Source organism: uncultured Phocaeicola sp. (assembly GCF_948499155.1).
Classification (GTDB): domain Bacteria; phylum Bacteroidota; class Bacteroidia; order Bacteroidales; family Bacteroidaceae; genus Phocaeicola; species Phocaeicola faecalis.
In genome coordinates, this window is the sequence record NZ_CAOOSE010000031.1 from 17029 (window position 1) to 42234 (window position 25206).

The 25206-nt window shown below is 39.9% G+C and carries 21 protein-coding genes, 1 tRNA gene and 2 pseudogenes; 14 read left to right on the top strand and 10 right to left on the bottom strand.

Translation table 11 applies throughout. The features are described from left to right. Positions 1-180: 180 nt before the first annotated feature. The gene (locus QYT14_RS16495; protein WP_237038988.1) at positions 181-849 is read right to left on the bottom strand and encodes a Crp/Fnr family transcriptional regulator; all 669 of its coding nucleotides are present in this window, start codon (positions 847-849) and stop codon (positions 181-183) included. 185 nt (positions 850-1034) lie between these two features. Between QYT14_RS16495 and QYT14_RS16500 the strand changes: the two genes are divergently transcribed. After that, positions 1035-1637: a MarC family protein gene (locus QYT14_RS16500; protein ID WP_237038989.1), complete on the top strand. Its 603-nt coding sequence runs from the start codon at positions 1035-1037 to the stop codon at positions 1635-1637. A gap of 106 nt (positions 1638-1743) precedes the next feature. Here QYT14_RS16500 and QYT14_RS16505 read toward each other — a convergent pair whose 3' ends face one another. Genes QYT14_RS16505 through QYT14_RS16530 form a run of 6 tightly spaced genes read right to left on the bottom strand, consistent with a single transcriptional unit; the run spans position 1744 to position 6049 of the window. Beyond that, on the bottom strand, positions 1744-2763 hold the full coding sequence (locus tag QYT14_RS16505) for an FAD:protein FMN transferase (RefSeq protein WP_237038990.1): 1020 nt from the start codon (positions 2761-2763) through the stop codon (positions 1744-1746). 10 nt (positions 2764-2773) lie between these two features. Beyond that, positions 2774-3346, bottom strand: coding sequence for a manganese efflux pump MntP family protein (locus tag QYT14_RS16510; protein WP_237038991.1), 573 nt, complete (start codon positions 3344-3346; stop codon positions 2774-2776). A 3-nt stretch (positions 3347-3349) separates the two neighbouring features. Further along, positions 3350-4054: a DUF6048 family protein gene (locus QYT14_RS16515; protein WP_237038992.1), complete on the bottom strand. Its 705-nt coding sequence runs from the start codon at positions 4052-4054 to the stop codon at positions 3350-3352. Then, positions 4008-4556 carry a DUF6452 family protein gene (locus tag QYT14_RS16520; RefSeq protein WP_237038993.1) on the bottom strand — a complete coding sequence of 183 codons (549 nt, stop codon included), beginning with the start codon at positions 4554-4556 and terminating at the stop codon, positions 4008-4010. Before QYT14_RS16520 ends, QYT14_RS16515 begins: the two co-directional genes overlap by 47 nt. Positions 4557-4558: 2 nt before the next feature. Beyond that, positions 4559-5512, bottom strand: coding sequence for a glycosyltransferase family 2 protein (locus tag QYT14_RS16525; RefSeq protein ID WP_237038994.1), 954 nt, complete (start codon positions 5510-5512; stop codon positions 4559-4561). Positions 5513-5515: 3 nt separating this feature from the next. Further along, on the bottom strand, positions 5516-6049 hold the full coding sequence (locus tag QYT14_RS16530; protein WP_237038995.1) for a DUF4199 domain-containing protein: 534 nt from the start codon (positions 6047-6049) through the stop codon (positions 5516-5518). A gap of 273 nt (positions 6050-6322) precedes the next feature. Between QYT14_RS16530 and QYT14_RS16535 the strand changes: the two genes are divergently transcribed. After that, positions 6323-6396 (top strand) — tRNA-Thr (locus QYT14_RS16535). A 74-nt stretch (positions 6397-6470) separates the two neighbouring features. Beyond that, positions 6471-8885 carry a DEAD/DEAH box helicase gene (locus QYT14_RS16540; RefSeq protein WP_288326269.1) on the top strand — a complete coding sequence of 805 codons (2415 nt, stop codon included), beginning with the start codon at positions 6471-6473 and terminating at the stop codon, positions 8883-8885. A gap of 196 nt (positions 8886-9081) precedes the next feature. Here QYT14_RS16540 and eno read toward each other — a convergent pair whose 3' ends face one another. The 3 genes from eno to QYT14_RS16555 form a co-directional block, all read right to left on the bottom strand. Then, entirely contained in the window at positions 9082-10377 is a 1296-nt protein-coding gene (gene eno / locus QYT14_RS16545; RefSeq protein WP_237038997.1) for a phosphopyruvate hydratase, read from the bottom strand. Between the two features lie 61 nt (positions 10378-10438). After that, positions 10439-10804, bottom strand: coding sequence for a fluoride efflux transporter CrcB (crcB, locus tag QYT14_RS16550; RefSeq protein ID WP_237038998.1), 366 nt, complete (start codon positions 10802-10804; stop codon positions 10439-10441). A gap of 299 nt (positions 10805-11103) precedes the next feature. Continuing rightward, positions 11104-11697: a metallophosphatase domain-containing protein gene (locus tag QYT14_RS16555; RefSeq protein WP_288326271.1), complete on the bottom strand. Its 594-nt coding sequence runs from the start codon at positions 11695-11697 to the stop codon at positions 11104-11106. A gap of 141 nt (positions 11698-11838) precedes the next feature. Between QYT14_RS16555 and QYT14_RS16560 the strand changes: the two genes are divergently transcribed. From QYT14_RS16560 to QYT14_RS16615, 11 genes and pseudogenes are all read left to right on the top strand, one after another. Further along, positions 11839-12705 carry a DnaB-like helicase C-terminal domain-containing protein gene (locus tag QYT14_RS16560; RefSeq protein WP_288326272.1) on the top strand — a complete coding sequence of 289 codons (867 nt, stop codon included), beginning with the start codon at positions 11839-11841 and terminating at the stop codon, positions 12703-12705. Between the two features lie 150 nt (positions 12706-12855). After that, on the top strand, positions 12856-13422 hold the full coding sequence (locus tag QYT14_RS16565) for an RtcB family protein (RefSeq protein ID WP_237039001.1): 567 nt from the start codon (positions 12856-12858) through the stop codon (positions 13420-13422). 98 nt (positions 13423-13520) lie between these two features. Next, a complete protein-coding gene (locus QYT14_RS16570; protein WP_288326274.1) occupies positions 13521-14426 on the top strand; it encodes a WYL domain-containing protein in 906 nt (301 codons plus the stop codon). A 2-nt stretch (positions 14427-14428) separates the two neighbouring features. Further along, complete coding sequence (locus QYT14_RS16575; RefSeq protein WP_237039003.1) at positions 14429-14917, top strand: 3'-5' exonuclease; 489 nt, start codon at positions 14429-14431, stop codon at positions 14915-14917. 57 nt (positions 14918-14974) lie between these two features. Next, a complete protein-coding gene (locus tag QYT14_RS16580; RefSeq protein ID WP_288326275.1) occupies positions 14975-16792 on the top strand; it encodes a DUF262 domain-containing protein in 1818 nt (605 codons plus the stop codon). Beyond that, positions 16779-19025 carry a DUF262 domain-containing protein gene (locus QYT14_RS16585; RefSeq protein ID WP_288326276.1) on the top strand — a complete coding sequence of 749 codons (2247 nt, stop codon included), beginning with the start codon at positions 16779-16781 and terminating at the stop codon, positions 19023-19025. The genes QYT14_RS16580 and QYT14_RS16585 overlap by 14 nt, the downstream gene beginning before the upstream one ends. A gap of 482 nt (positions 19026-19507) precedes the next feature. Further along, a pseudogene (locus QYT14_RS16595) lies at positions 19508-19636 on the top strand (DNA-binding protein); the annotation flags it as partial. A gap of 224 nt (positions 19637-19860) precedes the next feature. Further along, a complete protein-coding gene (locus QYT14_RS16600) occupies positions 19861-20520 on the top strand; it encodes an RNA polymerase subunit sigma-70 (RefSeq protein ID WP_288326277.1) in 660 nt (219 codons plus the stop codon). Next, positions 20513-21202 carry a DUF3307 domain-containing protein gene (locus tag QYT14_RS16605; RefSeq protein WP_288326278.1) on the top strand — a complete coding sequence of 230 codons (690 nt, stop codon included), beginning with the start codon at positions 20513-20515 and terminating at the stop codon, positions 21200-21202. Before QYT14_RS16600 ends, QYT14_RS16605 begins: the two co-directional genes overlap by 8 nt. 26 nt (positions 21203-21228) lie before the next feature. After that, positions 21229-24120, top strand: a complete 2892-nt coding sequence (locus QYT14_RS16610; protein ID WP_288326279.1) for a DEAD/DEAH box helicase family protein — start codon at positions 21229-21231, stop codon at positions 24118-24120. A 212-nt stretch (positions 24121-24332) separates the two neighbouring features. After that, positions 24333-24653: pseudogene (locus tag QYT14_RS16615) on the top strand (hypothetical protein); the annotation flags it as partial. Positions 24654-25206 lie beyond the last annotated feature (553 nt).

Below are 25206 nucleotides of genomic sequence, written 5' to 3' on the forward strand. Positions count from 1 at the left end.
AAAAAGTCTCATTCACCGCATTCTATCTACATATTTAACAAAGTATATTAAATGAGTGCCATATACTAACAAACTTATTGGCTGAAATCCTTTTGGGATAGGTGCAAAAAAATGATACCTATCAAAAAAAAGATGTGACAGGTATCAAATATGAATTGTTTGTATAAGGTTTTTCAGCCTTTACTCAGAGAGTTTCTCCATAGCAGGGATGAAGATTTCTTTTCTACTTAACTCCACCAAGCCTTTTTCCTGCATATCATTCAGTTCTTTTGAGACATTGATACGGGTTTCGTCAATCAAACCGGCCAAATCTTCCATTTTTATTTTCAACCGTTTTTCGCCGTCCGGTCTCATAGAACGTAATAAGATGAAGTTGATAATCTTTTCTTTGGGACTTCCTATGTGGCTGTTCCATAATTTGTCATAAGCTACTTGGGCACGATTGCTCAATATGTTTAAGTAATTGAGGCGGAAAATATCATAGTTGTTCAATTCGGACAGAACAAATGCTTTGTCGATGCTGACTAAGTTCAAGTCTGTACGCGCTCTGTACGTGGCGGTATAGTTGGGATGCATGCCGAACAGAGAATAGGGCTCCAATACAAAAGGACTTCCAAATGTTTCGTGTAAAGAGTAGGATTTTTGCTCATCGACCATCTGAGAGGAGATTTCACCGTTTAACAGAAAGATAAGTTCAGTGCATGGTGTCCCTTGTTCTACAATAATCTCGTCTGCATTGTATTTTCGGAAATGCAATTTTACTTTGCCTAAGATGCTCGTAAAGTCGTTCTTACATAATCCTTGGAACAAAGGGAGTTGTAATAGTGTATCGTACATTGTAATTTCCATAAGTTCTAATCTTCGTTAAGTTATAGTTTAACACACAAAGGTAACGATAAAACGAGATTTATTATTTAGAGTTGCATCTTGTTTTATCTTTTTTATTGTTTCTTACAGTCTACTAATGTTTTAGAGCAAAAGCTTGTATGGTGCATAAAAAATAAATATATTTGCAGCCAAAAAAGGAGGTAAGTATGTTTGGTTCTTTTGACTTTCAGGAATTCTTAAGTGCATTTATCGTTCTTTTTGCTGTAATAGATATTATCGGTTCTATACCTATTATATTGAATTTAAAGCAGAAAGGAAGAAATGTGAATGCAAACAAGGCGACATTTATTTCATTCGCTTTGTTGCTTGGTTTTTTTTATGCCGGTGATATGATGTTGAAGCTGTTTCAAGTAGATATCGCTTCGTTTGCAGTGGCCGGTGCTTTTGTTATCTTTCTGATGTCATTGGAGATGATATTGGATATCGAAATATTCAAGAATCAGGGCCCTATCAAAGAGGCTACGCTGGTGCCGTTGGTATTTCCTTTGTTGGCCGGTGCCGGTGCTTTTACGACTTTGCTTTCGCTGCGTTCCGAATATGCTCCGGTTAACATTGTGATAGCGTTGGTGTTGAATATGGCATGGGTGTATGTGGTTTTAAAACTGACCGACCGTATAGAACGTTTCTTGGGAAAAGGCGGTATCTATGTGATTCGTAAATTTTTCGGTATTATTCTTTTGGCTATCTCTGCCCGACTTTTTACCGCTAATTTGACTCTCCTGATAGAGCAGTTCCAAAATTTGAAATAGAGTTAATTGTCTTATCACTGTATTTATTGTAAGAGGGCTGTGTCAAAACACCAAAGCAACTGTCATATTGTTGCGTTTTTCATTTTGACACAGTTTCTTGCAACAGTTATTTAGCGTGGACTATGTATTTTTTCATTCCTTCGGTGAAGAATATCTCATATTCGCCTTTTTCTCCTGAGCAGATGAAATATGCTTCTAATTCGGGATGTTTTGCACAGAAAGCTTTTGCGTCATCGAGTCCCATTACCATAAATGCAGTGGCATAGGCATCGGCTGTGGCACAATCACGGGCGATAACAGTGGAAGAAAGAATACTGTGTTGTACCGGATAACCTGTGCGGGGGTCGATGGTATGGGAGTATTTCTTTCCACCTTTATAATAGAAGTTGCGGTAATTACCTGATGTTGCCATTCCTACGTTGCTTATTTCAAGAATTGTCTGCAGCTCCTGATTGACAGACAGGGAATCATCTATTGGTTTGTTGATTCCTATTCTCCATGCGTTCATTTTAGGATTCTTTCCGTTCACAATAACCTCTCCGCCAATGTCAATCATATAGTTTTTAATACCTTTACTGTTGAACAGCCGTGCCACTACATCCACTCCGAAACCTTTGGCAATAGCACTGCAGTCCAGCATTATACGCTCATCGGCCTTTATTATTTTTTCATTGTTCTGTAACTCTATCTTTTGGTAGCCGATAAGCTGCTTAAGGCTATCCACGGTCAGTGAGTCTAAAGAGATGGACTTCTTAAATCCAAATCCCCAAGCATTAGTCAAGGGAGCCACTGTTATGTCAAATGCTCCATCGGTTTCTTCGGATACTTTATGAGCCAGATTAAATACATGGGTGAATAGTGTGTCAAGAACCACCTCTTCATTATGGTTGATGTGGCTAATGACCGAATTGGGGTTGAAAGGAGACAAGGAATTATCTACTTTTTTCAATTCAGCTTCGATTTCTTTCTTTAAATCTTTGTCACTTTGGTAGGTGATTTTATAGACTGTGCCGAAAATAAATCCTTCGTCTGTGCGGAAAGGAGGTTGCTTTTTCAGAATAACAACCGTTCCCACAATCAGCACCACAAGGAAAGGTAACTGCCAGATTAGTTTCTTCTTATTCATAATATTATAGTTAGTTGAAATAAAGATGTTCTATTAAGATTTTTATGCCGATGGCTATCAGGATTAAGCCTCCCCATAACTCCATCCGAAGGTTAAACCGCTTTCCACAGAACACACCTATCAGATTGCCTGTCAAAGACAGGACGAAGGAGGCAAAGCCGATAATTGCTATTGGAGAAAGAATAGACATGAACGAATTCATGCCTACGAAAGCAAAAGAGATGCCGACAGCCAGTGCATCGATGCTGGTAGCTACGGCTAATGCCAGTACCACTCTCAGACGGGTGGGGTCAAAACAACATTTATCGTCGTTGCTGAACCCTTCTTTTATCATTCGTCCTCCTAGAAAAGCCAAAAGCCCGAAAGCTATCCAGTGGTCATAGTCTTTTATTAAATGGCTGAACCGGCTGGCGCAGAACCATCCTATAAGAGGCATAACGGCCTGAAAAAGTCCGAAAAAGAATGCCATTACAAAAAAAGTGCGCCGGCAGATGCGACGCATGATGATTCCGCTTGTTATGGACACTGTGAAACAATCCATAGCAAGACTGATTGCCAAAAGCCAAATCTCTAGTGCGTTCATTCACTAAAAAGGTAATTTATAGATTAAACTGTATGTTCCGATAGCAAAATGGTTGGCTTTATTTTTGCCGAATCCGGGGATGTACCAGGGTTCTGTGTTTTCTGTCTTCTTCATGCTGGTGCGTACTCGGTAGCGCACAGAAAGTCCCATATAGAAATTCTTATATACTTTGGTCGTAAGTCCTCCTACCAGTTCTACCCAGCCGACATTGCTTTTCACCCCATTGTAGGTAAACGGGACGGTGATGTTTCCCCAAGTTGGGTCGACCATTGCCGGACCATCCACATCGTATGTGAAAGAGGTGAAGCCATAGCGTATGCCTCCGTATGCGTAGCCGGGAAGATGAGGCTTTTTAAAAAGAATGTTGTAATTCATACCGATACGAAAATAAGGTGCTGAAGCCTTATAATGAATATTGGTTTCGTCATCGGTCGTGTCTGTATGGCCGTAGCCGATTTCCACGATAGGGATAAAGCGGTTTTTTAAGTTTACTTCCACACTCACCTCGGCACTGGTAAAGTCACTGCCGAATATTTTACTCCCCAGACCAAATACGTCCAAGCCGACATATGTACCCTGATACAGAGGTACGGTGGCTTTTTCTTCTGTTATCGCCATCTTCTTCTCTTGGGCTGTCGAGCGTAAGGGGTATACCAGCAAGCTACTCCCTAATAGTATAGTATATATTAAAGTTCTTCTTTTCTTCATTGTTGATATCCGGGTTTACAATCACTACAGAATCCAGTGAGTTTGTTGTATAATTGATATTTTCCACCTGATAGAACATCATGGCGCCGCATTCTATATCGCTGATAAAAGGAATGCTACGATGTGTTATTTCAATCACATCTTTCAGCTTTTCATTATAATGTATCGTATAGGTGGTTTTTGATGTATAACTGAGTGGGAGGCTGAAACTGCTCAAGTCACTTTCTTTGTTGTAGAGGGTATCTGTCAGGACAGAGTCTTTCACAACTTTGTCTGTTATGGTTCCGTCCGGCAATGTGTCTTTTACCGTTACGTCGGCCACGGTCGTACCTGTAATGGTGACTTCTGAAGTCAGTTTGACAGGCGAATGGCTGTCACTGCTCAGCAAGTCGAAATGCGCAAGGGATGTTGTACTCAGGGGACAATCGCTTTCACTGCACCCCTGCCAGAAGTATCCTGATGCGGTCAGGAGCAATAATATGATAATTGGTAACTTCTTCATTCTCAAAACTCTTCTTCTATTTTATAGTTGTTGCGTTCGGGAGCGTTGCGTGCTATCAGTTCACCGATGAATCCGGCAAGGAATAATTGTGTGCCCAGTATCATTAACGTCAAAGCCAGATAAAAATAGGGTGAATCCGTTATCAGGGTATAAGGCAGGCCGTTTGTGAGGTTGTATAGTTTATGTGCGCCGATGATAACCACAGAGATAAACCCGAAGATAAACATCAGTGAGCCTAAAAAGCCGAACATGTGCATCGGTTTGACACCGAACTTGGACAGGAACCACAAGGTGATTAAATCAAGATATCCGTTGAAGAAACGGTTCAGACCGCCAAATTTGGTTTTTCCGAATTTACGTGCCTGATGGTGGACTACTTTTTCTCCGATTTTAGAGAAACCGGCATTTTTTGCCAAATAGGGGATATAGCGGTGCATTTCACCGTATACTTCGATGTTCTTGATTACATCCCGGCGATAGGCTTTGAGCCCGCAGTTGAAGTCATGCAGGTTGCTGATGCCGGATACGGCACGTGCTGTAGCGTTGAAAAGTTTGGTGGGGATGGTCTTTGACAAGGGATCGTAGCGTTTTTGCTTGTAGCCCGAGACCAAATCATATCCTTCCTTGGTAATCATTCTGTATAGTTCGGGAATTTCGTCCGGGCTGTCTTGTAAATCGGCATCCATTGTGATGACCACATTGCCCTGTGCCTTCTCGAAGCCGCAATAGAGTGCAGGAGATTTGCCGTAATTACGGCGGAATTTGATTCCTTTCACTTTATCCGATTGGGCACGGAGATTTTCTATCACCTCCCAAGAACGGTCTGTGCTGCCGTCATTTACAAATATTACTTCATAGCTGAAATGGTTGGCGTCCATCACGCGTTGAATCCACGCAAAGAGTTCCGGCAACGATTCCTCTTCATTATATAACGGAATAACTACAGATATATCCATGTTTTATAGTTTTTTCGGTTTACGCATAATCAGCAATGCCGTAGGGATTGCTATCAGCATGCCGTAAAATATATTATTTGATATCAATTGGAAAGTGATTTGCAATGGAGACAGTGCCGCCACCATATCAAAGGCTTCCTGCAATTGGTCAATAGAAGGCAATAGCTCTGTCTGGGCCGTTGTCTTGAATTGGTTAATCATATTCTGATAGAATTCAAAAACAAAACCGCCATCGATGAAACGGAAATAGATGTAATGGACTACTGCTACAAATAGGGACGCAAACATATACATGAATATCGTAAACAACAAGGCCTTCCCAAAGCTGATAGCATTGTTGCAATAACGGTTTCTGTATTTTTTTGCAAAAATATACCCCAAAAGAGGGACGCCTAATGTAAGGACAATAAACAGGAGTAATAGGAAAGGTATTCTCAATCCTAAAGGAAAAAGCATGAACTTAAAGGACCAAAGCAGTCCCATGCCCGTGCCATAGCGCATTGCGCATTCTTGAAGAGTCGGTTTACGTTCAGTCATTATTAATAAGTGCACAAAATTAATAAGTGCACAAAAGTACGGCTTTTATTAGGAATACATGCTATATTTAGGGGTGAAAAATGTATTTTTTCTGCTAAAATCAAAAAAAAGTGCATGAGAGTATTGTAGTTTTAAAAAATATATCTACCTTTGCACTCGCAAAACAAAAATGGGTAAGTCCTATACGGCCAGCTCCTGATGAATCCTCCAGGGCTTGATCGCAGCAAAGGTAGTTGGTTGTAGCGGCGCGATATAGTAAGCTTACCCACCCCCGCCTCTTTAGCTCAGTTGGCCAGAGCACGTGATTTGTAATCTCGGGGTCGTTGGTTCGAATCCGACAAGAGGCTCAGAAAGACAAAAGGAATGGAGCAGGTCTTCATTCCTTTTTCTATTTATATATTATCCAGCTAATTTTTTCTTCATGAAGGAAACAAATATTGCGACTGCATCTTTACCGCAGCAATGTCGCCCGGCCGTAAAAGAACTTTTAAAGGAAATATATGGTTATACCGATTTCCGTGATTTTGAAGTCTATAATGATTTGTCTTCCGGCAAAGGTAAATTGAAAATCTCCCAAGGACAGTTGATAGAAGAGGTTATTGAAGAGTCTGAAAAATCAATGAAGACAGACGACTCTGTTTACAATTTATTGTTGACGGCGCCCACGGGAGCCGGTAAATCTTTACTGTTCCAGCTTCCAGCCATTTATCTGGGGCAAGCCTATCAGTTGCTTACGATAGTGATTTCTCCGCTGAAGGCTTTGATTGTCGATCAAGTGGAAAATTTGCGTGATTTGGGATATGAAAGAGTATCTTATGCATCTTCCGATCTTTCGCCGGAAGAAAAGAATGAGGCATACCGTCAGGTCCGCGAGGGGGAGACTGATTTATTTTATCTTTCTCCTGAGTTATTATTGGCTTATGACATTAAACATTTTATAGGTGACCGGCGGATTGGGTTGATTGTGGTGGATGAGGCGCATACGGTAACTACATGGGGTAAGGAATTCCGTGTGGATTACTGGTTTTTGGGACGTTATCTGGAGAATCTGAAAAAGAATCAAGGATATACTTTCCCGGTTTTTGCACTGACTGCAACTGCCGTCTGGAATCCTCGCGGGGGGAATGATATGGTTTTTGAAACCATCCGTTCCTTGCGCATCGACCCCTGCAGACTGTTTGTGGGAACGGTGAAGCGCGAAAATATCGGCTTTGATATTCGCTTGCTTACTATCGGGGAAGACGAAAATTATGATAGGGCAAAACAACGTGTCATTATCGGACGTACCGATGATTTTTTGGAAGAACATAAAACCATCATGTATTATCCTTTTGCCGGTAGTATAGATACCCGACTTAAAATGTGGGTGCGGTCTACCAACTGGCGATTGGTTTCTTCTTACTACGGAAAGAAGGACAAGGCTCAGAAGGCAGCGATTGTCGAGGCCTTTAAGGAAGGTGACAAACGCATGATTATTGCGACAAAAGCATTCGGTATGGGTATTGATATTAGCGATATTGACCGGGTGTATCATGTGGCTCCTTCGAGTACATTTGTCGACTATATCCAGGAGATAGGACGTGCGGCGCGTGACAAGAAGATTAAAGGCGTTGCGGCTACCGACTTTCACGAACGGGATTTCTATTTTATGAAGCGTTTACATTCTGCCGGAGCCATCACACAGAATCAGTTGGGGATGATTTTGAAGAAGCTTTGGGAAATCTATTTAATGAAGGGAAAAAACCGGGAGATGCAAGTGTCCTTGTCGGACTTTGAGTTTGCAGTGAAACTGCCTCGCAAGCAGAACAAGTTGGAGTACGAATCGGATTTGGGGCAAGTGATAAAAACAGCCTTGTTATGGATAGAGGAAGATTTATCCAGCCGTTTTGGAGGACATCCTGTTGAGATAAACTCCCGGACGCTTTTTACAGATGGATATGTACAGGAAAAGACGGGGGATGTTGCTTTCAAGGAAACGTACAAAAAGTTTATGACTCCCGTTGTCGGTGCGGAAGGTATTTATAAGGTATCTTTTGAAGCATTGTGGGAGAGTTGTTTCTCGGAGATGGGTTATCGGGAGTTCAAACGCGATTTATATAATGGCAATTTGTTTGAGGGCGTCCGTGCGGCGGCTGTCGGCAAACATGAAGTGTTGTTGAAAGAAGATGCGGGAGATATAAGTACAAAACTGGCCGGTCTGTTGAAACGCTTGAAAGACTTACTGACTGTCAGCCTATATGGTAATAAGGGTAAGTTTGAAGAAGATGATTTGCGCAGTATCTTTGCCGAATACGATATGGATGTTCCTTCGGCCAAACGTTTCCTTTCCTCTTTGTTGGAATCGAGAGTGGAGGAGGGAAGAAGTGTCAGTTATATCAGCAGTACAAAGAAAAAGGATGAAGACAAGTTGATTTTTACTGTTACCCGAGGTTTTGATTTATTGCTTTCACGCTATCAGAAGCTCTGTTCTCAGCGTATTACAGGAGTGAAAGGAGATTTGTTGTTGTTCTACATCACGCCTTTTTCAGACCTTAATATGCTTCTCAATCTTTTGTCAATGCTCAATGTGGTCGATTTTACTGTCGAAGGTGGTGTGCCTTCGGTAGAGGTAACTGTCAATATGCCCGAAGTGATAGAAAGAGAAGTGGCATCGGGAGCCTATAAAAACTTCGTGCTTGAGAACAATGAAAAGATATTCCTTGAGCAGATTGAGCTGTTCCAATTGTTTTTCGGTAATACTTCCTTGGATGATGAGCGCAGATGGGAGTTTATAGAAGACTATTTCACGGGAATGAGTGTGGATGAGATGAAGAAGAAATATAGTCCCTTGGGATAGGACTAAAAGGTAGTGTGTCAAAGCTAAACCGGGCTATCCCATCGTCAGCTGTAGGGGCAGGGTTTGCCTGTCCGAAGACACAAAGCAAACTGTTTTCGGGCGAGCGAACCTCGCCCCTACGAACGAAACGACAGCATTATCCACGTTTTGACACACTTCCGAAATGATATGTCAGGCGGTGACTTTACATGCCTTCTTATACTTTGAAGTCATGTGCAATCTTTTTATATCCGTAAACGGCACGGTTTCCCAATTCTTCTTCTATGCGGAGCAGCTGGTTGTATTTTGCCATACGGTCACTACGGCTTAATGAACCGGTCTTGATTTGTCCGCTGTTGGTTGCTACCGCGATGTCGGCAATAGTCGCATCTTCCGTCTCACCCGAACGGTGGCTGGTGACAGTGGTGTAACCATTGCGTTGAGCCATTTCGATGGCATCCAACGTTTCGGTCAGCGAACCGATTTGGTTTACTTTAATCAGGATAGAATTGGCACAACCTTCGCTGATTCCTTTCTCCAGGAACTTCACATTCGTTACGAACAGGTCGTCACCTACCAATTGACAGCGATTTCCGAGGCGTTCGGTCAGCATACGCCAGCCTTCCCAGTCATTCTCTGCCATGCCGTCCTCGATGGAATCGATAGGATAATCCCAGCACAGTTTCTCCAGATACGCCACCTGTTCCGATGCGGTACGCTTTTCACCTTTTGCTCCTTCAAATTTCGTATAATCATAGATGCCGTCATGGTAGAACTCTGATGAAGCGCAGTCCAAACCGATAGTGATGTGTTTGAAAGGTTCATAACCGGCAGCTTCGATGGCTGCCAAAATGCAATTCAATGCATCTTCAGTTCCATCCAGAACAGGAGCGAATCCTCCCTCGTCACCTACAGCAGTGCTCAGCCCGCGTTTCTTTAATACGGTTTTCAGCGCGTGAAACACTTCTGCTCCCATGCGCAATGCCTCGTGAAATGACTTGGCACCGACAGGACGAATCATAAATTCCTGAAAAGCGATGGGAGAATCGGAATGCGAACCTCCGTTGATGATATTCATCATGGGCACGGGCAGTACATAAGTGTTTGTTCCTCCTATATATCTATATAAAGGTATGTCCAGATAATTTGCCGCTGCCTTTGCCACAGCCAGTGATACGCCCAGAATGGCATTGGCTCCGAGTTTGGATTTAGTGGGGGTACCGTCTAAAGCCAACATAGCCATGTCAATGCCGCGTTGGTCTAGTGACTCCATACCGGTCAATGCCGGAGCTATGATATTATTGATGTTGTCTACAGCTTTTAAAACTCCCTTTCCTCCGTAACGGGTCTTGTCTCCGTCGCGTAATTCCAGAGCCTCATGTTCACCGGTGGATGCACCCGACGGAACAGATGCGCGTCCCATAATACCGGATTCTAATGTCACGTCTACTTCCACAGTGGGGTTACCACGTGAGTCAAGAATCTCTCTTCCTTTAATCTTTGCTATTTTCATATTGATTCTAAAATTTAATTGGATGGTTTTATGTAATAACAAAGAAGGAAAGGATTTTGTTCTATTCACTCATCCAAACTCCGAGCATGACTCCGAAAATTCCCAGAACCACGCTACCAATCACATAAGCAAAGAAGGTCGGGTAAAAACCTGATTTTAATAATTGAAGGCTTTCATTGCCGAAAGTAGAGAAAGTGGTGAACCCGCCGCAAAGTCCGATGGTGAGCAACAGGCGTAACTCATTGGTGACATGGATGCGTGAGGCGAGCGTATAAAAAACGCCTATCAGTATGCACCCCAGAAAGTTGACGGCAAAAGTCCCCCATGGGAAAGCCGTCCCTGTCTGGCGGTGAATGGCAATGGTCAGTAAGTAACGAAGTACGCTTCCTGTTCCTCCTCCGATAAAGATATATAATAATGATTTCATAACTGCTACATTTTGATGCAAAAATAGCAAGGATTATTCATTCGAAGAGAAATTTTCTCAGTAATTATGGAAAGTTTTTCTTATCGGCTTAGAATAAGGGCTTTGGGATAGATGCCCAATTGTGAGGTAATGATTTAGCAACAATGCTTTTATTTAATGGTATATCACTGTCTCTCAAAAAATATAAATCCATCTTATGGAAATAGGTAATGGATTTGTAACGTGCTATCTTCTTCATCTTGCATCAAATGGAAGTGGTATGATTAGCTGATTGCAAAGGTACGAAAATTTCTTTAAGATTAGATTTTTATAAGATTGGGGGATACAAGATTTGTATAGTCACCATTCATCACAGCGCCATTGGAAAATGTTGTACCACTATGAACCTTTATCCCATGCTGGGCATGTATGTGCCCGAAAAGATGCAAACGGGGTGCAACTACCGATATACGAGAAAGTAATTTTTCCGACCCATAATTGATGCTGTCATCAAAATCCAAAAAACCAAATGGAGGTGTATGTGTAATTAGCACATCGGTGTCGATTGAAATTCGTGAGTGGTTTAGGCTTTGCTGTTCTGTAATGCAATCACCCACAAACATCGGAATTCCATAAAATCTGATACCGTACAGTTCAATACCGGAGTTACACAAATAGTGGACATTGGCATCCAATTCATCTATACTTGCTCCATACAGACATTCATCATGATTGCCACAGATAAAAATCTTGTGCGGATAATCAAGGTCACAAAACCAATTCAAAAAATCGATAGCTTCTTGTTTGCTTCCATTCATAGTGAAATCGCCCGAATGAATAGCTATATCAGCTTCAGGAAAATCAGTCTGCCGCCTATGGCAACCATGAGTATCAGAAAGATGTAGTATTTTCATTTTTTTATTATCCGCCCGCAAAGGTAATATACAGGTGTGTCAATTATTGTAACAACATGAGAAAAACTCAGTGTTGTATCACAAATTGGGACAGCTATCATCTAATTTTGCAGGAAATTAACCAAGTAAAGATAGAAAATTATGAAATGTATTGGAAGAAATGGTTTTAATTGTACTCAAAAATCAAGTGTAAAATCAGGGTTTACAGAATTGGATAAAATAACCGGTGGCTGGAATAATGGCGATTTGATTGTTGTTGGTGGTCGTCCTGCTATGGGGAAAACCGCTTTTGGGATGTCTATGCTCAGAAACATCTCCATTAGAAACAGGATACCTACCGCTTTTTTTTCTCTTGAATATTCCACCAAACAACTTATCGACAGATTCTGCAATATACTAAGTCGAGTTGAATGTGGTAAAACATACGATTATCAAGAGGGTGACGCTTCCGCTTTAAGCAAAGAAGAACTATTGCAGATTGAAGATGCTAAAAAACAAATAGATGTAGCACCTATCTACTTTGACGGCACACCTGCATTGACCATGCAAGAGTTATATAAAAAGACAATCCGTCTGATAAGCGATTTTCAAGTGAAACTGATTGTTGTTGATTATCTTCAGCTGATGAGTGGCTCTGGGTTATCATACTCAAACAGACAAGAAGCAGCAGCTTGTATTGTACGTGGCTTAAAAACATTGGCTAAAAATTTGAATGTCCCTATTGTAGCGTTCAGTCAATTAAATCGTGGTATTGAAAATCGTGGGGATATCAATGAAAAACGGCCACAGTTGAATGATTTTGGTGAATTCCAAACTATTGAACAGGATGCAGATGTGGTCTGCTTTATCCATCGTCCTGAATACTATCGCATTTATACCGATGAAAATGGCAATGACTTACGTGGCATTGCTGAAATTATTGTTGCCAAGAATAGAAATGGAAAAACAGGAGACATCCGCTTGAGATTTGATTGTGGATGTAGAGGTTTTGAAGCTCTATACGAATAAGCGGTCTTCATGAATACTACTATCAATATATAATAATTCGGTTATGAAAACAATAGAAGGGTATGATGTGAAAATTTTCACAGATAATATCGACCAGAAAGCATTGGAGCGATGGGACGCAAATCTGAATTTCAAGAAGTTATAAAGAAAATGCGTAAGGAACAACTGAAGGCAGAGCCTTCTATTCCTGCCGAGCTTTGCTATGTGGAGGGAGAAGTTCGTGAACAATATCTTCACGATATGCGTATCTGCCAACAACGGGCAGTTCTCAACCGCAAACTCATATCAATACTGTTACTCAAATTCTTCCCGGATATAAAGTTTGAAAATGAGTTTGAATCAGTCCACAATTACATATCGGATGATAATGTCATACGGAAAGGTGCTATTTCTGCCGCCAAAGACGAGCAGTGCATCATCCCACTCAATATGCGCGACGGTTCACTGTTGTGCATAGGTAAGGGCAACACCGATTGGAATCGTTCCGCCCCACACGGTGCGGGACGTATATTGAGCCGCAGTCAGGCATACGAAGTCATTTCTATGGAAGATTTCAAAACGTCTATGCATGGGATTTATTCCGAAAGCATTGTAGATTCCACTCGCGATGAATCTCCAATGGTTTACAAACCGGCTTCGGAAATTATCAACAATATTAGCGAAACTGTGATTATTGCCAATATTATTCGTCCTATTTTCAATTTCAAAGCGATGTGATAAAAAGCAACAACCAGATAGTCGTGATGATTTTATTGGATGTATCATTATATGTTATAAGTTTTTGTTAACTTTGTATTGGTTAATATATTACGACAATGATTCAACTGCAAAAATACACTTGGCTGATAGATACTATCCGGCGAGCCGGGAAAATATCGTTTGAAGAAATTTCGGAACGCTGGGAGCGCAACAAGGATTTGAGTGACTACAGGCCTTTGAGCCGTGCGACATTCAATCGTTGGAAAGATGCCATTTTCATCCAGTTCGGGATAATAATCTCTTGTCAACGGGCAGGGGGATATTTGTATTACATAGAAAATCTGGAGGATATTGACGAAGATAATTTGAAAAAATGGATGCTTGATTCATTTGCTGTCGGCAACCTTATCGGAGAGAATCTTTCATTGAAAGACAGGATTCTCGTCAATCAGGTTCCATCCGCCCGTGATTATCTTGCCGCATTGCTTGAAGCAATGAAAGAAAACCGCACGGTAACAATCACCTATTGCGCTTTTGGCAAGACAAAAAGTTACACATTTTGCATCGAACCGTATTGTGTAAAACTGTTTGAAAACCGTTGGTATGTGTTGGCACACAATGTCCAATACGATGACATCAGAATTTACGGACTTGACCGTATAGAGGATTTAAAAGTAGAAGATAGAACTTTCAAACTACCAAAAGATTTTTCGGCATCTGATTTTTTCTCTTCATATTATGGGATTGTTACGAATATGAATATAAATCCGGAACGTATTGTTATCAGGGCATATAAAGATCATATCCCTTATATTAATTCACTGCCGTTACATCACAGCCAAAAGCTGTTGGAAGACAATGGCGAATATGCTGATTTTGAATTATATCTTGTACCTACATACGATTTTGTCATGAGGCTGCTTCACGTGGGGGCAATGATAGAAGTTGTTTCACCGGTTTCTCTCCGAAAGACAATGAAAGGATGGATTTCGGATATGTATAACTTATACAAAAATGATTGAGCATGAAAGATTTTGCAGCAATAGATTTTGAAACTGCCAATGGACGACGCTCCAGTGTATGCAGTGTCGGTGTAGTGATTGTCAGGGATGGTTACATTGTCGATAAATTTTATAGTCTTATCCAGCCGTCTCCCAATTATTATACATATTGGACAACTGGAGTTCACGGGCTTACTCGTCAAGACACGGACGGACAATCAATATTTCCGGAAGTGTGGGGACAGATAGAAAATCGCATAGCAGGACTTCCTCTCGTGGCTCACAACCGACCTTTTGATGAAAGTTGCCTGAAAGCGGCATTTGAGGAATATGGACTGGAATATCCTAACTACGAGTTCCATTGTACCCTTGCCGCATCACGTAGATGTCTTGATGTTCCAAGTCACCAACTTCACCTATCTGCAGCGGCTTGTGGCTACAACATGGAAAACCATCACAATGCTCTTGCTGATGCAGAGGCTTGTGCATGGATAGCAATGAAGTTGTTGTAAAAATATATTAACTATACATTCCAATACAAATGATATAAATGTAAAAATAAAAGTGTTATGAATCTTGAAGAGAAAATAATTGGAGATATAACTGGTGAGTTCGTAATTGAAGCTTACCAGAGAGGCTATAGGTGGACGAAAGATGAAATAGAACATCTGCTTAATGATATTGATGAGATACCTGATGGTCAAAATTATTGTCTCCAACCTATTGTTGTAAAGAACAAGAATGGGTTTTATGAATTGATAGATGGGCAGCAGCGTTTAACTACATTATATCTGATAATGAAGTATCTTCCGTTTTATCAGAATCTTAAATACAGCATTGAATATACCACACGTAAAAGCGAGAATGGTCATATTGGCAGCAAAGAGTTACTTGAAAATATCAATATTGTAGGCTTGAATTCACCATCTTCCAATATAGATGAGTTGTTCATTAAAAAAGCGTATGGAATAATTTCGGATTGGTTTAATAATGAAGATTCAAAAAAGATTAGTTTCTACTATAAGCTTCAGAAGTTTGTCACTGTTATCTGGTATGAAGTAGATGCGGAAGAAGACAGTGTCGGTATTTTCACTCGTTTAAATATTGGCAAAATCAGCCTTACAAATGCAGAACTCGTCAAGGCTCTGTTTCTTAGTAAGGGTAAGAAGAATGACCATGGTGTTTATGCCGGTAATCCCTATGGCATAGATGATAAGAAACAACATGAAATAGCTCTTCAATGGGATGCTATGGAGAAAGGCCTGCATAACAATAAATTTTGGGCTTTTATTACCAATGAAAAGAAGGAGAGTTATCCAATTCGTATGGAGCTGTTTTTTGATATTATGGAGAAAAAACCTACTGATGAATGCAGTTTCTTCACTTTCAATCGCTTTTATGACAAATTTAAGATAAGTACCAATAAAACCGAAGCTTGGGAAACTATAGTAAGATATTATCAGCAGTTATGGGAATGGTATAAGGATTTCAATTTGTACCACCAAATTGGTTATCTTGTAGCAATAGGCTATAGCATAAAAGACCTATTGGATATCGCTATGAATGAAGATAATCCTATAAAGAAATCAGACTTCAGAAACGAGATTATAGAGAAGATACGTCAGAGTGTTATATTTGCTCAAAACAATGAAGAACAAATAGATTATGTCGATTTGAGTTACGAACATCATTCAGATTATATTCATCGACTTTTGCTATTGTTCAATGTAGAAACCATTCGCCAAAAGGGTGACGAAGACAACAGGTTTCCGTTTGAACGTTACAAAAATGAAGGTACGTGGTCATTAGAGCATATTCATGCTCAAAATTCAGAAAGCCTAAATACGAATCGGGAGTGGAAGGACTGGTTAGTATTACATAAGCGTTCTTTAATTGGTCTTATGAATACTTATGAAGAAGATTCACCCAAGTATCAGTCTATTTCAACAATTATCAGTCAGATTGACAGTGTCATTTCTCATATTGATGACAAAAACTACAAAGGTTCTATACGAGATGAATTCTCTGCAATTGCATCCGCTGTTGTCGATACCCTTTCAGATGGGAATGATAAAACGCAGCTGCATTCTCTTTCAAATATGGCTCTGCTGACTGTTGGAGAGAATGCAGCTTTAAACAATTCGACATTTGATGTGAAGCGTATTAAAGTGCTTGATATGGACAGGAATGGTGACTATATACCAGCCTGTACAAAAAATGTATTTATGAAGTATTATTCCTCATCAGACACCAAACTGCATTTTTGGTCAGAGGAAGACAGAAAAAGTTATATTGAAGCGATGAACAATGTGCTCTATCGCCATAAAGATGTAAACGAAAATGAAATTAAGCTGATAAAAGAGGAAATTCACTATGACAATAAATAATAAACAGTACGAAAAGCATACGTTCAAGTCATTTTTGTGTAAGTACCATGTAACAATTCCAATGGTACAGAGAGATTATGCCCAAGGACGAACTAGTGTTGATGTTAATCGAGTAAGAGAAAGGTTTCTAACCGCTATAAAAAACTATCTATTACAACCTGATGGTAATCATGAAGTAATGAAAATGGACTTTGTGTATGGTGAGATAGAGAAAGTATGGAGCAAAACAGAAAAAGATAAATTGGAAAAGATAGTCATTACTCCATTGGATGGTCAACAACGCCTTACTACATTGTTTTTACTTCATTGGTATGCTGCAAAAAAGAATCTCATCCACAAAGAAGATTATGCTTTTTTGGAGCATTTCACTTACGATATTCGTCCTAGCTCAAGGGATTTTTGTACTCACTTATTGGCATTTACACCTTTTTTCAGTTCATCAATCAGGGAACAGATTATAGACCAGTATTGGTTTATGGGTGACTGGCATAACGACCCTACCATACTAAGTATGCTTACTATGCTTGATGCCATCAAAGATAAATTTTCTGATGTAGACAATCTATGGAGTTTACTTACCGGAACAGACGACAGAGTTGTGTTCTTTTTCTTGCCATTGGCAGAAAATGGCCTTTCCGATGAATTATACATTAAGATGAATTCCCGTGGAAAAAAACTAACTCCATTTGAACACTTCAAGGCAGAGTTTGAAGATTTATATGAACGTGACTCAGAAGAGTCAATAGCTATAAATCATAAGTTTGACGTTGAATGGGCTGATATGCTTTTCAGCTATCGAGATAATGAAGACCTGACCGATAAGGAGTTTATGAGATATTTCTTTTATATAAGTCATATTCTTTGCTATCAACAATCAATCGAAAAATCAACAGATGAATTCGAGCTAATCAAACTATTGTATAAAGAATCACCCAATGCTATACAAAATAGAAAGTTTTTTGAAAAAGCGATGGATTGCTGGTATCAAGTTAAAAACGAGTTTGGTACTATAGAGAAATTTTTCGCTAAGTATTTAACACAATCGGTTCACGAAGAAGGGAAAGTAGCAACGTATAAAACAATTGCAGAATATCATATCAATCAGGATTTCTTTCACGCCTGCATAAAACTATATTTGGTAAACAACAACTTTTCTTATAGTGATTTTCTGTTTCTGTTTGGTATTATTACCTATCTTTTGAACAAAACAGAAATTGAAGAATCTGCATTTGTTAATAGATTGCGAATTTTAAGAAATCTGATATGGAACTCCAATTCTGGCGAAATTCGTGGTGATTCGGATTACATGAAAGACCTTTTAACCGAAGTAGAAGTGTTGATGCTGCAAGGTATTATAAAAACAGACCTTAAACATGGCTTCAACGGATTTCAGGAGGCAGAGGAAATTGATAAAATGAAAAGGAAAGCAGAAATGTCGCCCGAAAACCTTAAAAAAATGTATCAGTACGAAGATCACCCACTTATATATGGTTATGTATCAGGCTTAGGGTATGAAAATCTAAACCTAACAGATACGTTTTATGATGTTTTTGATAATAACAATTATCAAAGTATCCACTTAGCTTTAATTTCGATTGGCGACTATGCACAGTGTGATAATAGCCGTTACTATATGGCAAATTCAAATCGATCAACATGGACTCAATTATTACATAAGAGCCGCAATAGAGATAAATTTGAGCAGTCCATGTCTGTACTAATCAAATTGTTGGAAATGGTTCGAAATGGTAATTCTATTACGAATATCAGAGATTCTTTTGTTAAAGATCAAGAACAAAAGCAGAAATATGATTGGCGATATTACTTTGCAAAGTACCCTGATATGCTAAGAGGAGCAGATGGTGAATTGGTTTGGGATGAATCATGCGATTATATCTGTACAACTCTAAATAAACATCAATTTAATGGTCGACATTGGAATTCATTTCTAAATGTTATACATCAAAAAATAGCGAAAGAACTTGAAGACAAGTATAAAACCAAAATTCTAGACATTGACAATTACGGAGGGAATCTGACACTTCTACATCCAGTATCATCTGTAGCATCTACCGGTGATGGATTTGACTATTTTCATCAAGAAAACAAAGAACATTGGACAATTATTCAAGATAAAGACGGTATAGATACAGAGGACCGAGTATTACGGGCAATAGAAGAAATCAAAACTATTGTCCAGATACATTTTAAAGGGCAAAACGTTTCTGACTAAAAATTGAATTTTGGCCAATAATTAATTGCCTCTTTGGAAACCGTTATAACTTTGAGTTTAGAAATCAACCCCATTTCATATATATGTAATCGGGGTTGATTCGTCTAAAAGATATTCGACAGTGCCTTTGATATTTGCCATACGCTCATTTTTTGTCCGTTTGAATTGGTTTACTTTTGATAGACTTCGCTTTGTATTCTTGCTCCTTTTGTTGCCTGTTCTTTTAATCGGGCTTGCTCAGCAAGGGCGGCTCGTCTTCTCACAGCTTCCTCGTAGGCTTCCACATCTTTGCGCATTTGGCGGATTTTGTCGTTAGCCCTGTTGAGTTCAACGATGTTTTCAGTAAGGAGGTTGAACGATGTTTTAATGCCGTTCAAATCATGTTTAAACTCCTGCATTGCAGTTTCATTTGTATTGTTGTCCGCTTCTGAATTACCGTTTACCGATTGAAGCATGGATAAACCGTTTACCTTATTTTCTATTCTCTCCAAGACTACCGTAACAATGGCATATTGCCATACACGCAGGTGGGCGGAAAGATTCTGTACCGCACATCCGACATCGAACGCACCTTGATGAAAGGGTACAAGGAAGCGTATAGGTTGAAATAGACGGCCTTCCAAGATATTATAAGTTGCTTTTAGTTGAATAACCTATATCTGTAGTATAGATTGATGCACTAAAAGCAGCTCTATCAGATATAGCCTCTTTGATGCATATCTTATAATTATAGCCTAAATCATCTATAATTGTGCTTTATAGCTTTTATAGGCTATTATTTTTGCTATAACAGATAAAATGATTACTTTTGCATTTGAATAAAAAAGTAAAAACCATGTATGCAACTATTTCCGCTGACATAGTGGCTTCCACCTCATTATCAGCACATGAGACTATAGAATTGAAGCAAAGAATCGAAAAGTTGTTTGCCTTGCTTCAAGACAGATACCCCGATTTTTGGGGTCGTCAGATTAAAGGTGACTATATCGAGTGTGTTATGCAAAATGTCAGCAATGCCTTTCGTGTAGCCCTAATAATCAAATCGTATGTCAAATCTTTTGCGGTAGCAGGCAAGAACAGCACAAAAGAATTTCAGGCATACGGTCTCCGTATGGCTGTGGGTCTTGGAGAAATGCGTATTGTAAACATTGAGGAAGGCATATTGGATGGAGAAGCCATTTATTTATCGGGGCGTGCCATTGAACAAATGGGAACTATAAATAAAGGTACTATAACTATTAAAAGCAACCTACAACACTTGGCCTCACCACTACATATCATCGCATTGTTAACCGATGCCATAATGAACAATATGACCATGCGGCAAAGTGAGATAATCTATTATAAGCTGCTTGGATTCAAGGAGATTGATATTGCTGCAAAGGTTGGTATCAAACAATCCAGTGTCAACAAAGCCGCCACTACAGCGAAATGGTATTGCATTGAAGAAGCATTAAAGTATTTTGAACAGATAAATTTTAAGGAATATGAATAACTGGTTGTTTTTAAGTCTGTTATTGGCCCATGTCATTGCCGATTTCTACTTGCAAAGTGATGAATATTGCAAGCAGAAGGAGGAGAAAAAGCTCAAGAGCTGGTTTTTATATGTACATTCGCTAATTGTAGGAGTATTATCTTGGGTTTTAGTGCCATCCTGCGATTTTGGATTTTATGCACTCGGCATTGCGATTTCGCATTTAGTGATAGATATTGCCAAAATATTTAGTCCCAAAGGACTATGGAGTTTCCTTTTTGACCAAATAGCACATTTGGCAGTATTGGTATTTGTGGCTTTTGGTTTCAACGCCACTGAATTACCTATTCAATTAGTGGATTATGGTGAGACATTTTCTATACCCTTATTCTTGTTATCCATATTATTGAGCATCAAACCTGCTAATATTTTGATAAAATTGGTTTTGGAGAAATATCAAATAGGAGAAACACTATCTTGTGAGAATATTAAGAATGCAGGGGCTTTGATTGGAGGTTTGGAGCGTATTCTGACAATCATTTTTGTAATCATTGGACAATATGAGGCTATCGGTTTTATTATTGCGGCAAAATCCATCTTGCGATTTAAGGATACAGATACTGCCAAAACAGAGTATGTTCTTGCCGGAACATTTCTCAGTTTCGGAATTGCATTGCTTTGCGGACTAATGGCTATAAAATAAACGAACGCCGTGAAGTTTAAAATGATATGGATAACTACCAAACGGAATATGATATTCTTGTCAAGAAGTATAATGCGTTGCTGAATGAAAACGAAAAGTTGAAATCCATTCTCCAGCAGCATGGTATTGCGTACCCTACCGAAAATATAAATGGCAACGAAACGTTTTTTTCACCCATTGCTTTTCCTCCAATCAATCTTTCTCTTGATGATAAGATTACATTGTTTCGCAGTTTTTTCAAAGGGCGTGAAGATGTTTTTGCACGGCGATGGTTTAGTAAAACTACCGAAAAAGGAGGATACCAACCGGTCTGTATCAACGAATGGCGCAGGGGTATATGTGATAAAAAGCGGTACAAATGTGCAGAATGCCCAAACAGACATTTCGCACCTCTGACAGACCAAGACGTTTATCGTCATTTAGAAGGAAAAGATGAGAACGGTTGTGATGTCATTGGTCTGTATGTTATTACACTGGATGATAAAAGCAACTTCTTATGTGCTGATTTTGATGACAAGAATTGTACTCACGGATATAAAAATGACGTATTGGCTTTCATCTCAGTATGTAAGGATTGGGGTGCTTCATACAGTATAGAACGTTCACGCTCCGGTAATGGTGCACATGTATGGGTTTTCTTTGAAGAGGCTATGCCTGCCAGCAAAATAAGGAAATTAGGAAATACCATTCTGACAGAGGCAATGAAGCGAAACGGAAAAATTACATTTGACTCTTACGACCGTTTCTTCCCTAACCAAGACAGGCTGCCTGAAGGTGGATTTGGCAATCTTATAGCCTTACCACTACAAGGTAAAGCAAGAAAAGCAGGTAACAGTGTTTTTGTCGATGAAGAGTTTCTTCCGTTCAAAGATCAATGGGCTTATTTACACAGTATCAAGAAGACAACAGAAAACATTGTGGATGCTTTGTTAGCCAAATACCATCAGGAAGATTTTGGCGCATTGGCTACGTCATCGGAAGCAAAACCGTGGGAAATTCCGATATCACAAAATATTACTGACAAAGACTTTCTTGCAAAAGTAACCATCTATAAATTGGATAAGATATACATTCCGCTAAATTCCATTTCCAATACGGTAGTTAATCATCTCAAACGAATTGCAGCATTCAAGAATCCGGAGTTTTACCGTAAACAGGCAATGCGCATTTCCACCCGTAATATTCCTCGAATCATTTGTCGTGCCGATTTTACCGATGAATACATCGCTATGCCTCGTGGTTGTGAAGATGCAATCACGACCATGTTATCATCTCGCAGAGTTGATTATGAAATAATTGACAACACAAATCACGGAAGTCCTATTTCCGTAAAATTCAGAGGCAAGGAACGTGACGAGCAATTAGATGCCATCAATACGCTGATGTCTTATTCCAATGGAGTACTGTCTGCAACCACAGCGTTCGGAAAAACCGTAACTGCCGCAGCACTGATTGCACGTAGAAAAGTAAGCACACTTATCTTGGTTCATTCAAAAGCATTGCTTTCGCAATGGCACGAACGTCTTTCTGAATTTCTTGATATTGATTTTTCAGAACCTGATATTCCAAAGAAACGAGGCAGAAGAAAGGCTTTTTCCCCAATTGGATGCTTGGATTCCACTTCAAATTCGTTGCATGGGGTGATTGATATAGCCCTTATGCAATCGTGCTTTGAAAATGGCGATGTCAAGCCATTTGTCAAAGGATATGGGATGGTTATCGTGGACGAATGCCATCATGTATCTTCTGTAACATTCGAGAGTGTACTCAAAGAAGTTACTGCACATTTCGTCTACGGACTTACAGCCACACCGATTCGCAAAGATGGGTTGCAACCGATCATATTCATGCAGTGCGGACCGATACGTTTCTCATCAGATGCCAAAGCGCAAATAGAAAAACAATCGTTTCAACGCTATCTGCTGCAGAGGTTTACTTCATACCGTCCGATTTCCAATGAAAAACAATCATTTACGGCATTATCTCAATCGTTAGCGGAATCCGATATGCGGAATGCACTTATCGTAGATGATATACTTCATGCTGTTGCTGCTGGTCGCGCACCGATTGTGCTGACAAACAGAACATCTCATGTCAAAACACTTGCCCAAAAACTGGAACCACATATTGTAAATGTTGTTCAATTAACCGGTGAAGGCTCTGCTAAAAATAAGCGAGAGGCTTTACAAAAACTTCAGGATATTCCACATGACGCTCCTCTTGTAATAGTGGCTACCGGAAAATATGTCGGAGAAGGATTTGATTATCCACGACTTGATACTCTTTTTCTTGCCCTTCCAATTTCATGGAAAGGATTAGTGGCTCAGTATGCAGGCCGTTTGCATCGGGAAAATGAAGGTAAAACAGATGTACGCATTTATGATTACATTGATATTCACGAACCTGTTTGCGAAAGTATGTATCGTAAGCGTCTGAAAGGATACGTAGCTATTGGTTACAGGATACTTTCAACAGATAGTCCGACATTGTTTGATAATATCGAGAATCTGCAACAATCTCCTTATGAGGGGCAAATTTTCAATGGGTACACATTCCGTACTCCTTTTACAAAAGAATTGAAACGCTCAAAGCAATCAATTGTCATATCCTCACCTAAACTCTATCGTACAGAACGAAATGATTTCGTCAAAATTCTAAAAAATATTCAGACAAATGGCATTGAAGTAGCGATTATCACATCAACAGTAAGCGAGCAAACCGACTACCTCAAAGGTCAAGGATTCTCCATAATGATTTCGCCAAAACTGTCGCTATACTCATGCATTATTGATAAATCGACCATTTGGTATGGGAGTGTCAAAATTCTCGGCTATCAATCAGAAGAAGACAGCATAATTACTGTTACGGATAGCAAGTTGGCAAATGAACTTTTAGAAGTTGTTCTCAAGAGCACGTAATAGCCATAGAGAGGAAAACGCAATAAAATCGCAAACCTAATAACGATTTTTCCGTCGGTCGCTTGTTTTCGCTGCCGTCAGCGTCCATTGTACAGACGTGAAAGGGAAAAGGTTCCCGGGCTGAATACTCTCCGAAGGAGGAAGATTCAGCCCGAAACGGCATTGCCGCCTGACCTTTTCTCTTTCAAGGAAGTCTGTACTAACTTAATGGACAGGCAAGGAAACAGGCGGCTGACGGCAAAATGCGTCTGACTGATGTGGCTGACACACAATAACTTATCCGCCTCATTCAATCTATTCCATCGCCCAAAGCAGAACCTTTTAAAGAACTTTCCACCAAAGAAATCTCGGAAAGTAAAAATCCCGAGACTTTTAAAGAATACATGGAGGTGGCGGAAGAGGGTGGAGAAATAGCTCGTAACACTCGTATGGAATTGGAGGCAAAAACAGGCAAGGCGGTCATCAGTCCGATGAATGCCAAGACAGGAATTGCTCTTAATTCACCGCAAGAGGGTGAAGAAAATAAACAGTAACCGTAAAGTACCTAAAGTGGCTTGCCTTGCAATGACTGAATCCACAAAAAACAACTGTGTTATTTCGCTCTACAAACGGAAAAGCTTTCTCTTCCTTCCTCCTTTCATTAGTCGTTGAAACGCTCTGTTGATGGGGCTTCCGGTAGTGAATGGACATTCCGTCACCGCCCTTTCAGCCTCCTTTCATTTGTAAAACTTCTTCCGGCTTTTGAACTTTTTCGATAATACTTTACGGTAGGGGCGGACACACGGGTCCGCCCAATGACCCCAATAACTTAAAGTGAACTGTTCTCGGGCAGACACATGGGTCTGCCCCTACAGAAAACGGCAGGCTGAAAAGAGGTGTAGAAAGTACACAAGGGAATTGCTGAAGGCGGATTGCGAAGGGACTTGGAAAGCGCGGCTGAAGGAATGTTCTATCATTCTTAACCGATTGATTATATGAGTGTTTTGATTAAAATGTAAGGATGAACGGAAAAGAAGGAATACCCGACTTAATGAGGGGATGATGCAATCTGCCCCTACATGAAAAACATACCGAGCTTTTTAAAAA

What these genes read in the sequence shown, in the direction of transcription:
- QYT14_RS16510 (WP_237038991.1), bottom strand. Translation starts at nt 3,346, where the DNA reads ATGAACGCACTAGAGATTTGGCTTTTGGCAATCAGTCTTGCTATGGAT.
- QYT14_RS16565 (WP_237039001.1), top strand. Translation starts at nt 12,856, where the DNA reads ATGCGTAAGGAACAACTGAAGGCAGAGCCTTCTATTCCTGCCGAGCTT.
- eno (WP_237038997.1), bottom strand. Translation starts at nt 10,377, where the DNA reads ATGAAAATAGCAAAGATTAAAGGAAGAGAGATTCTTGACTCACGTGGT.
- QYT14_RS16555 (WP_288326271.1), bottom strand. Translation starts at nt 11,697, where the DNA reads ATGAAAATACTACATCTTTCTGATACTCATGGTTGCCATAGGCGGCAG.
- crcB (WP_237038998.1), bottom strand. Translation starts at nt 10,804, where the DNA reads ATGAAATCATTATTATATATCTTTATCGGAGGAGGAACAGGAAGCGTA.
- QYT14_RS16530 (WP_237038995.1), bottom strand. Translation starts at nt 6,049, where the DNA reads ATGACTGAACGTAAACCGACTCTTCAAGAATGCGCAATGCGCTATGGC.
- QYT14_RS16520 (WP_237038993.1), bottom strand. Translation starts at nt 4,556, where the DNA reads ATGAAGAAGTTACCAATTATCATATTATTGCTCCTGACCGCATCAGGA.
- QYT14_RS16500 (WP_237038989.1), top strand. Translation starts at nt 1,035, where the DNA reads ATGTTTGGTTCTTTTGACTTTCAGGAATTCTTAAGTGCATTTATCGTT.
- QYT14_RS16570 (WP_288326274.1), top strand. Translation starts at nt 13,521, where the DNA reads ATGATTCAACTGCAAAAATACACTTGGCTGATAGATACTATCCGGCGA.
- QYT14_RS16575 (WP_237039003.1), top strand. Translation starts at nt 14,429, where the DNA reads ATGAAAGATTTTGCAGCAATAGATTTTGAAACTGCCAATGGACGACGC.
- QYT14_RS16610 (WP_288326279.1), top strand. Translation starts at nt 21,229, where the DNA reads ATGGATAACTACCAAACGGAATATGATATTCTTGTCAAGAAGTATAAT.
- QYT14_RS16525 (WP_237038994.1), bottom strand. Translation starts at nt 5,512, where the DNA reads ATGGATATATCTGTAGTTATTCCGTTATATAATGAAGAGGAATCGTTG.
- QYT14_RS16600 (WP_288326277.1), top strand. Translation starts at nt 19,861, where the DNA reads ATGTATGCAACTATTTCCGCTGACATAGTGGCTTCCACCTCATTATCA.
- QYT14_RS16580 (WP_288326275.1), top strand. Translation starts at nt 14,975, where the DNA reads ATGAATCTTGAAGAGAAAATAATTGGAGATATAACTGGTGAGTTCGTA.
- QYT14_RS16560 (WP_288326272.1), top strand. Translation starts at nt 11,839, where the DNA reads ATGAAATGTATTGGAAGAAATGGTTTTAATTGTACTCAAAAATCAAGT.
- QYT14_RS16495 (WP_237038988.1), bottom strand. Translation starts at nt 849, where the DNA reads ATGGAAATTACAATGTACGATACACTATTACAACTCCCTTTGTTCCAA.
- QYT14_RS16505 (WP_237038990.1), bottom strand. Translation starts at nt 2,763, where the DNA reads ATGAATAAGAAGAAACTAATCTGGCAGTTACCTTTCCTTGTGGTGCTG.
- QYT14_RS16515 (WP_237038992.1), bottom strand. Translation starts at nt 4,054, where the DNA reads ATGAAGAAAAGAAGAACTTTAATATATACTATACTATTAGGGAGTAGC.
- QYT14_RS16605 (WP_288326278.1), top strand. Translation starts at nt 20,513, where the DNA reads ATGAATAACTGGTTGTTTTTAAGTCTGTTATTGGCCCATGTCATTGCC.
- QYT14_RS16585 (WP_288326276.1), top strand. Translation starts at nt 16,779, where the DNA reads ATGACAATAAATAATAAACAGTACGAAAAGCATACGTTCAAGTCATTT.
- QYT14_RS16540 (WP_288326269.1), top strand. Translation starts at nt 6,471, where the DNA reads ATGAAGGAAACAAATATTGCGACTGCATCTTTACCGCAGCAATGTCGC.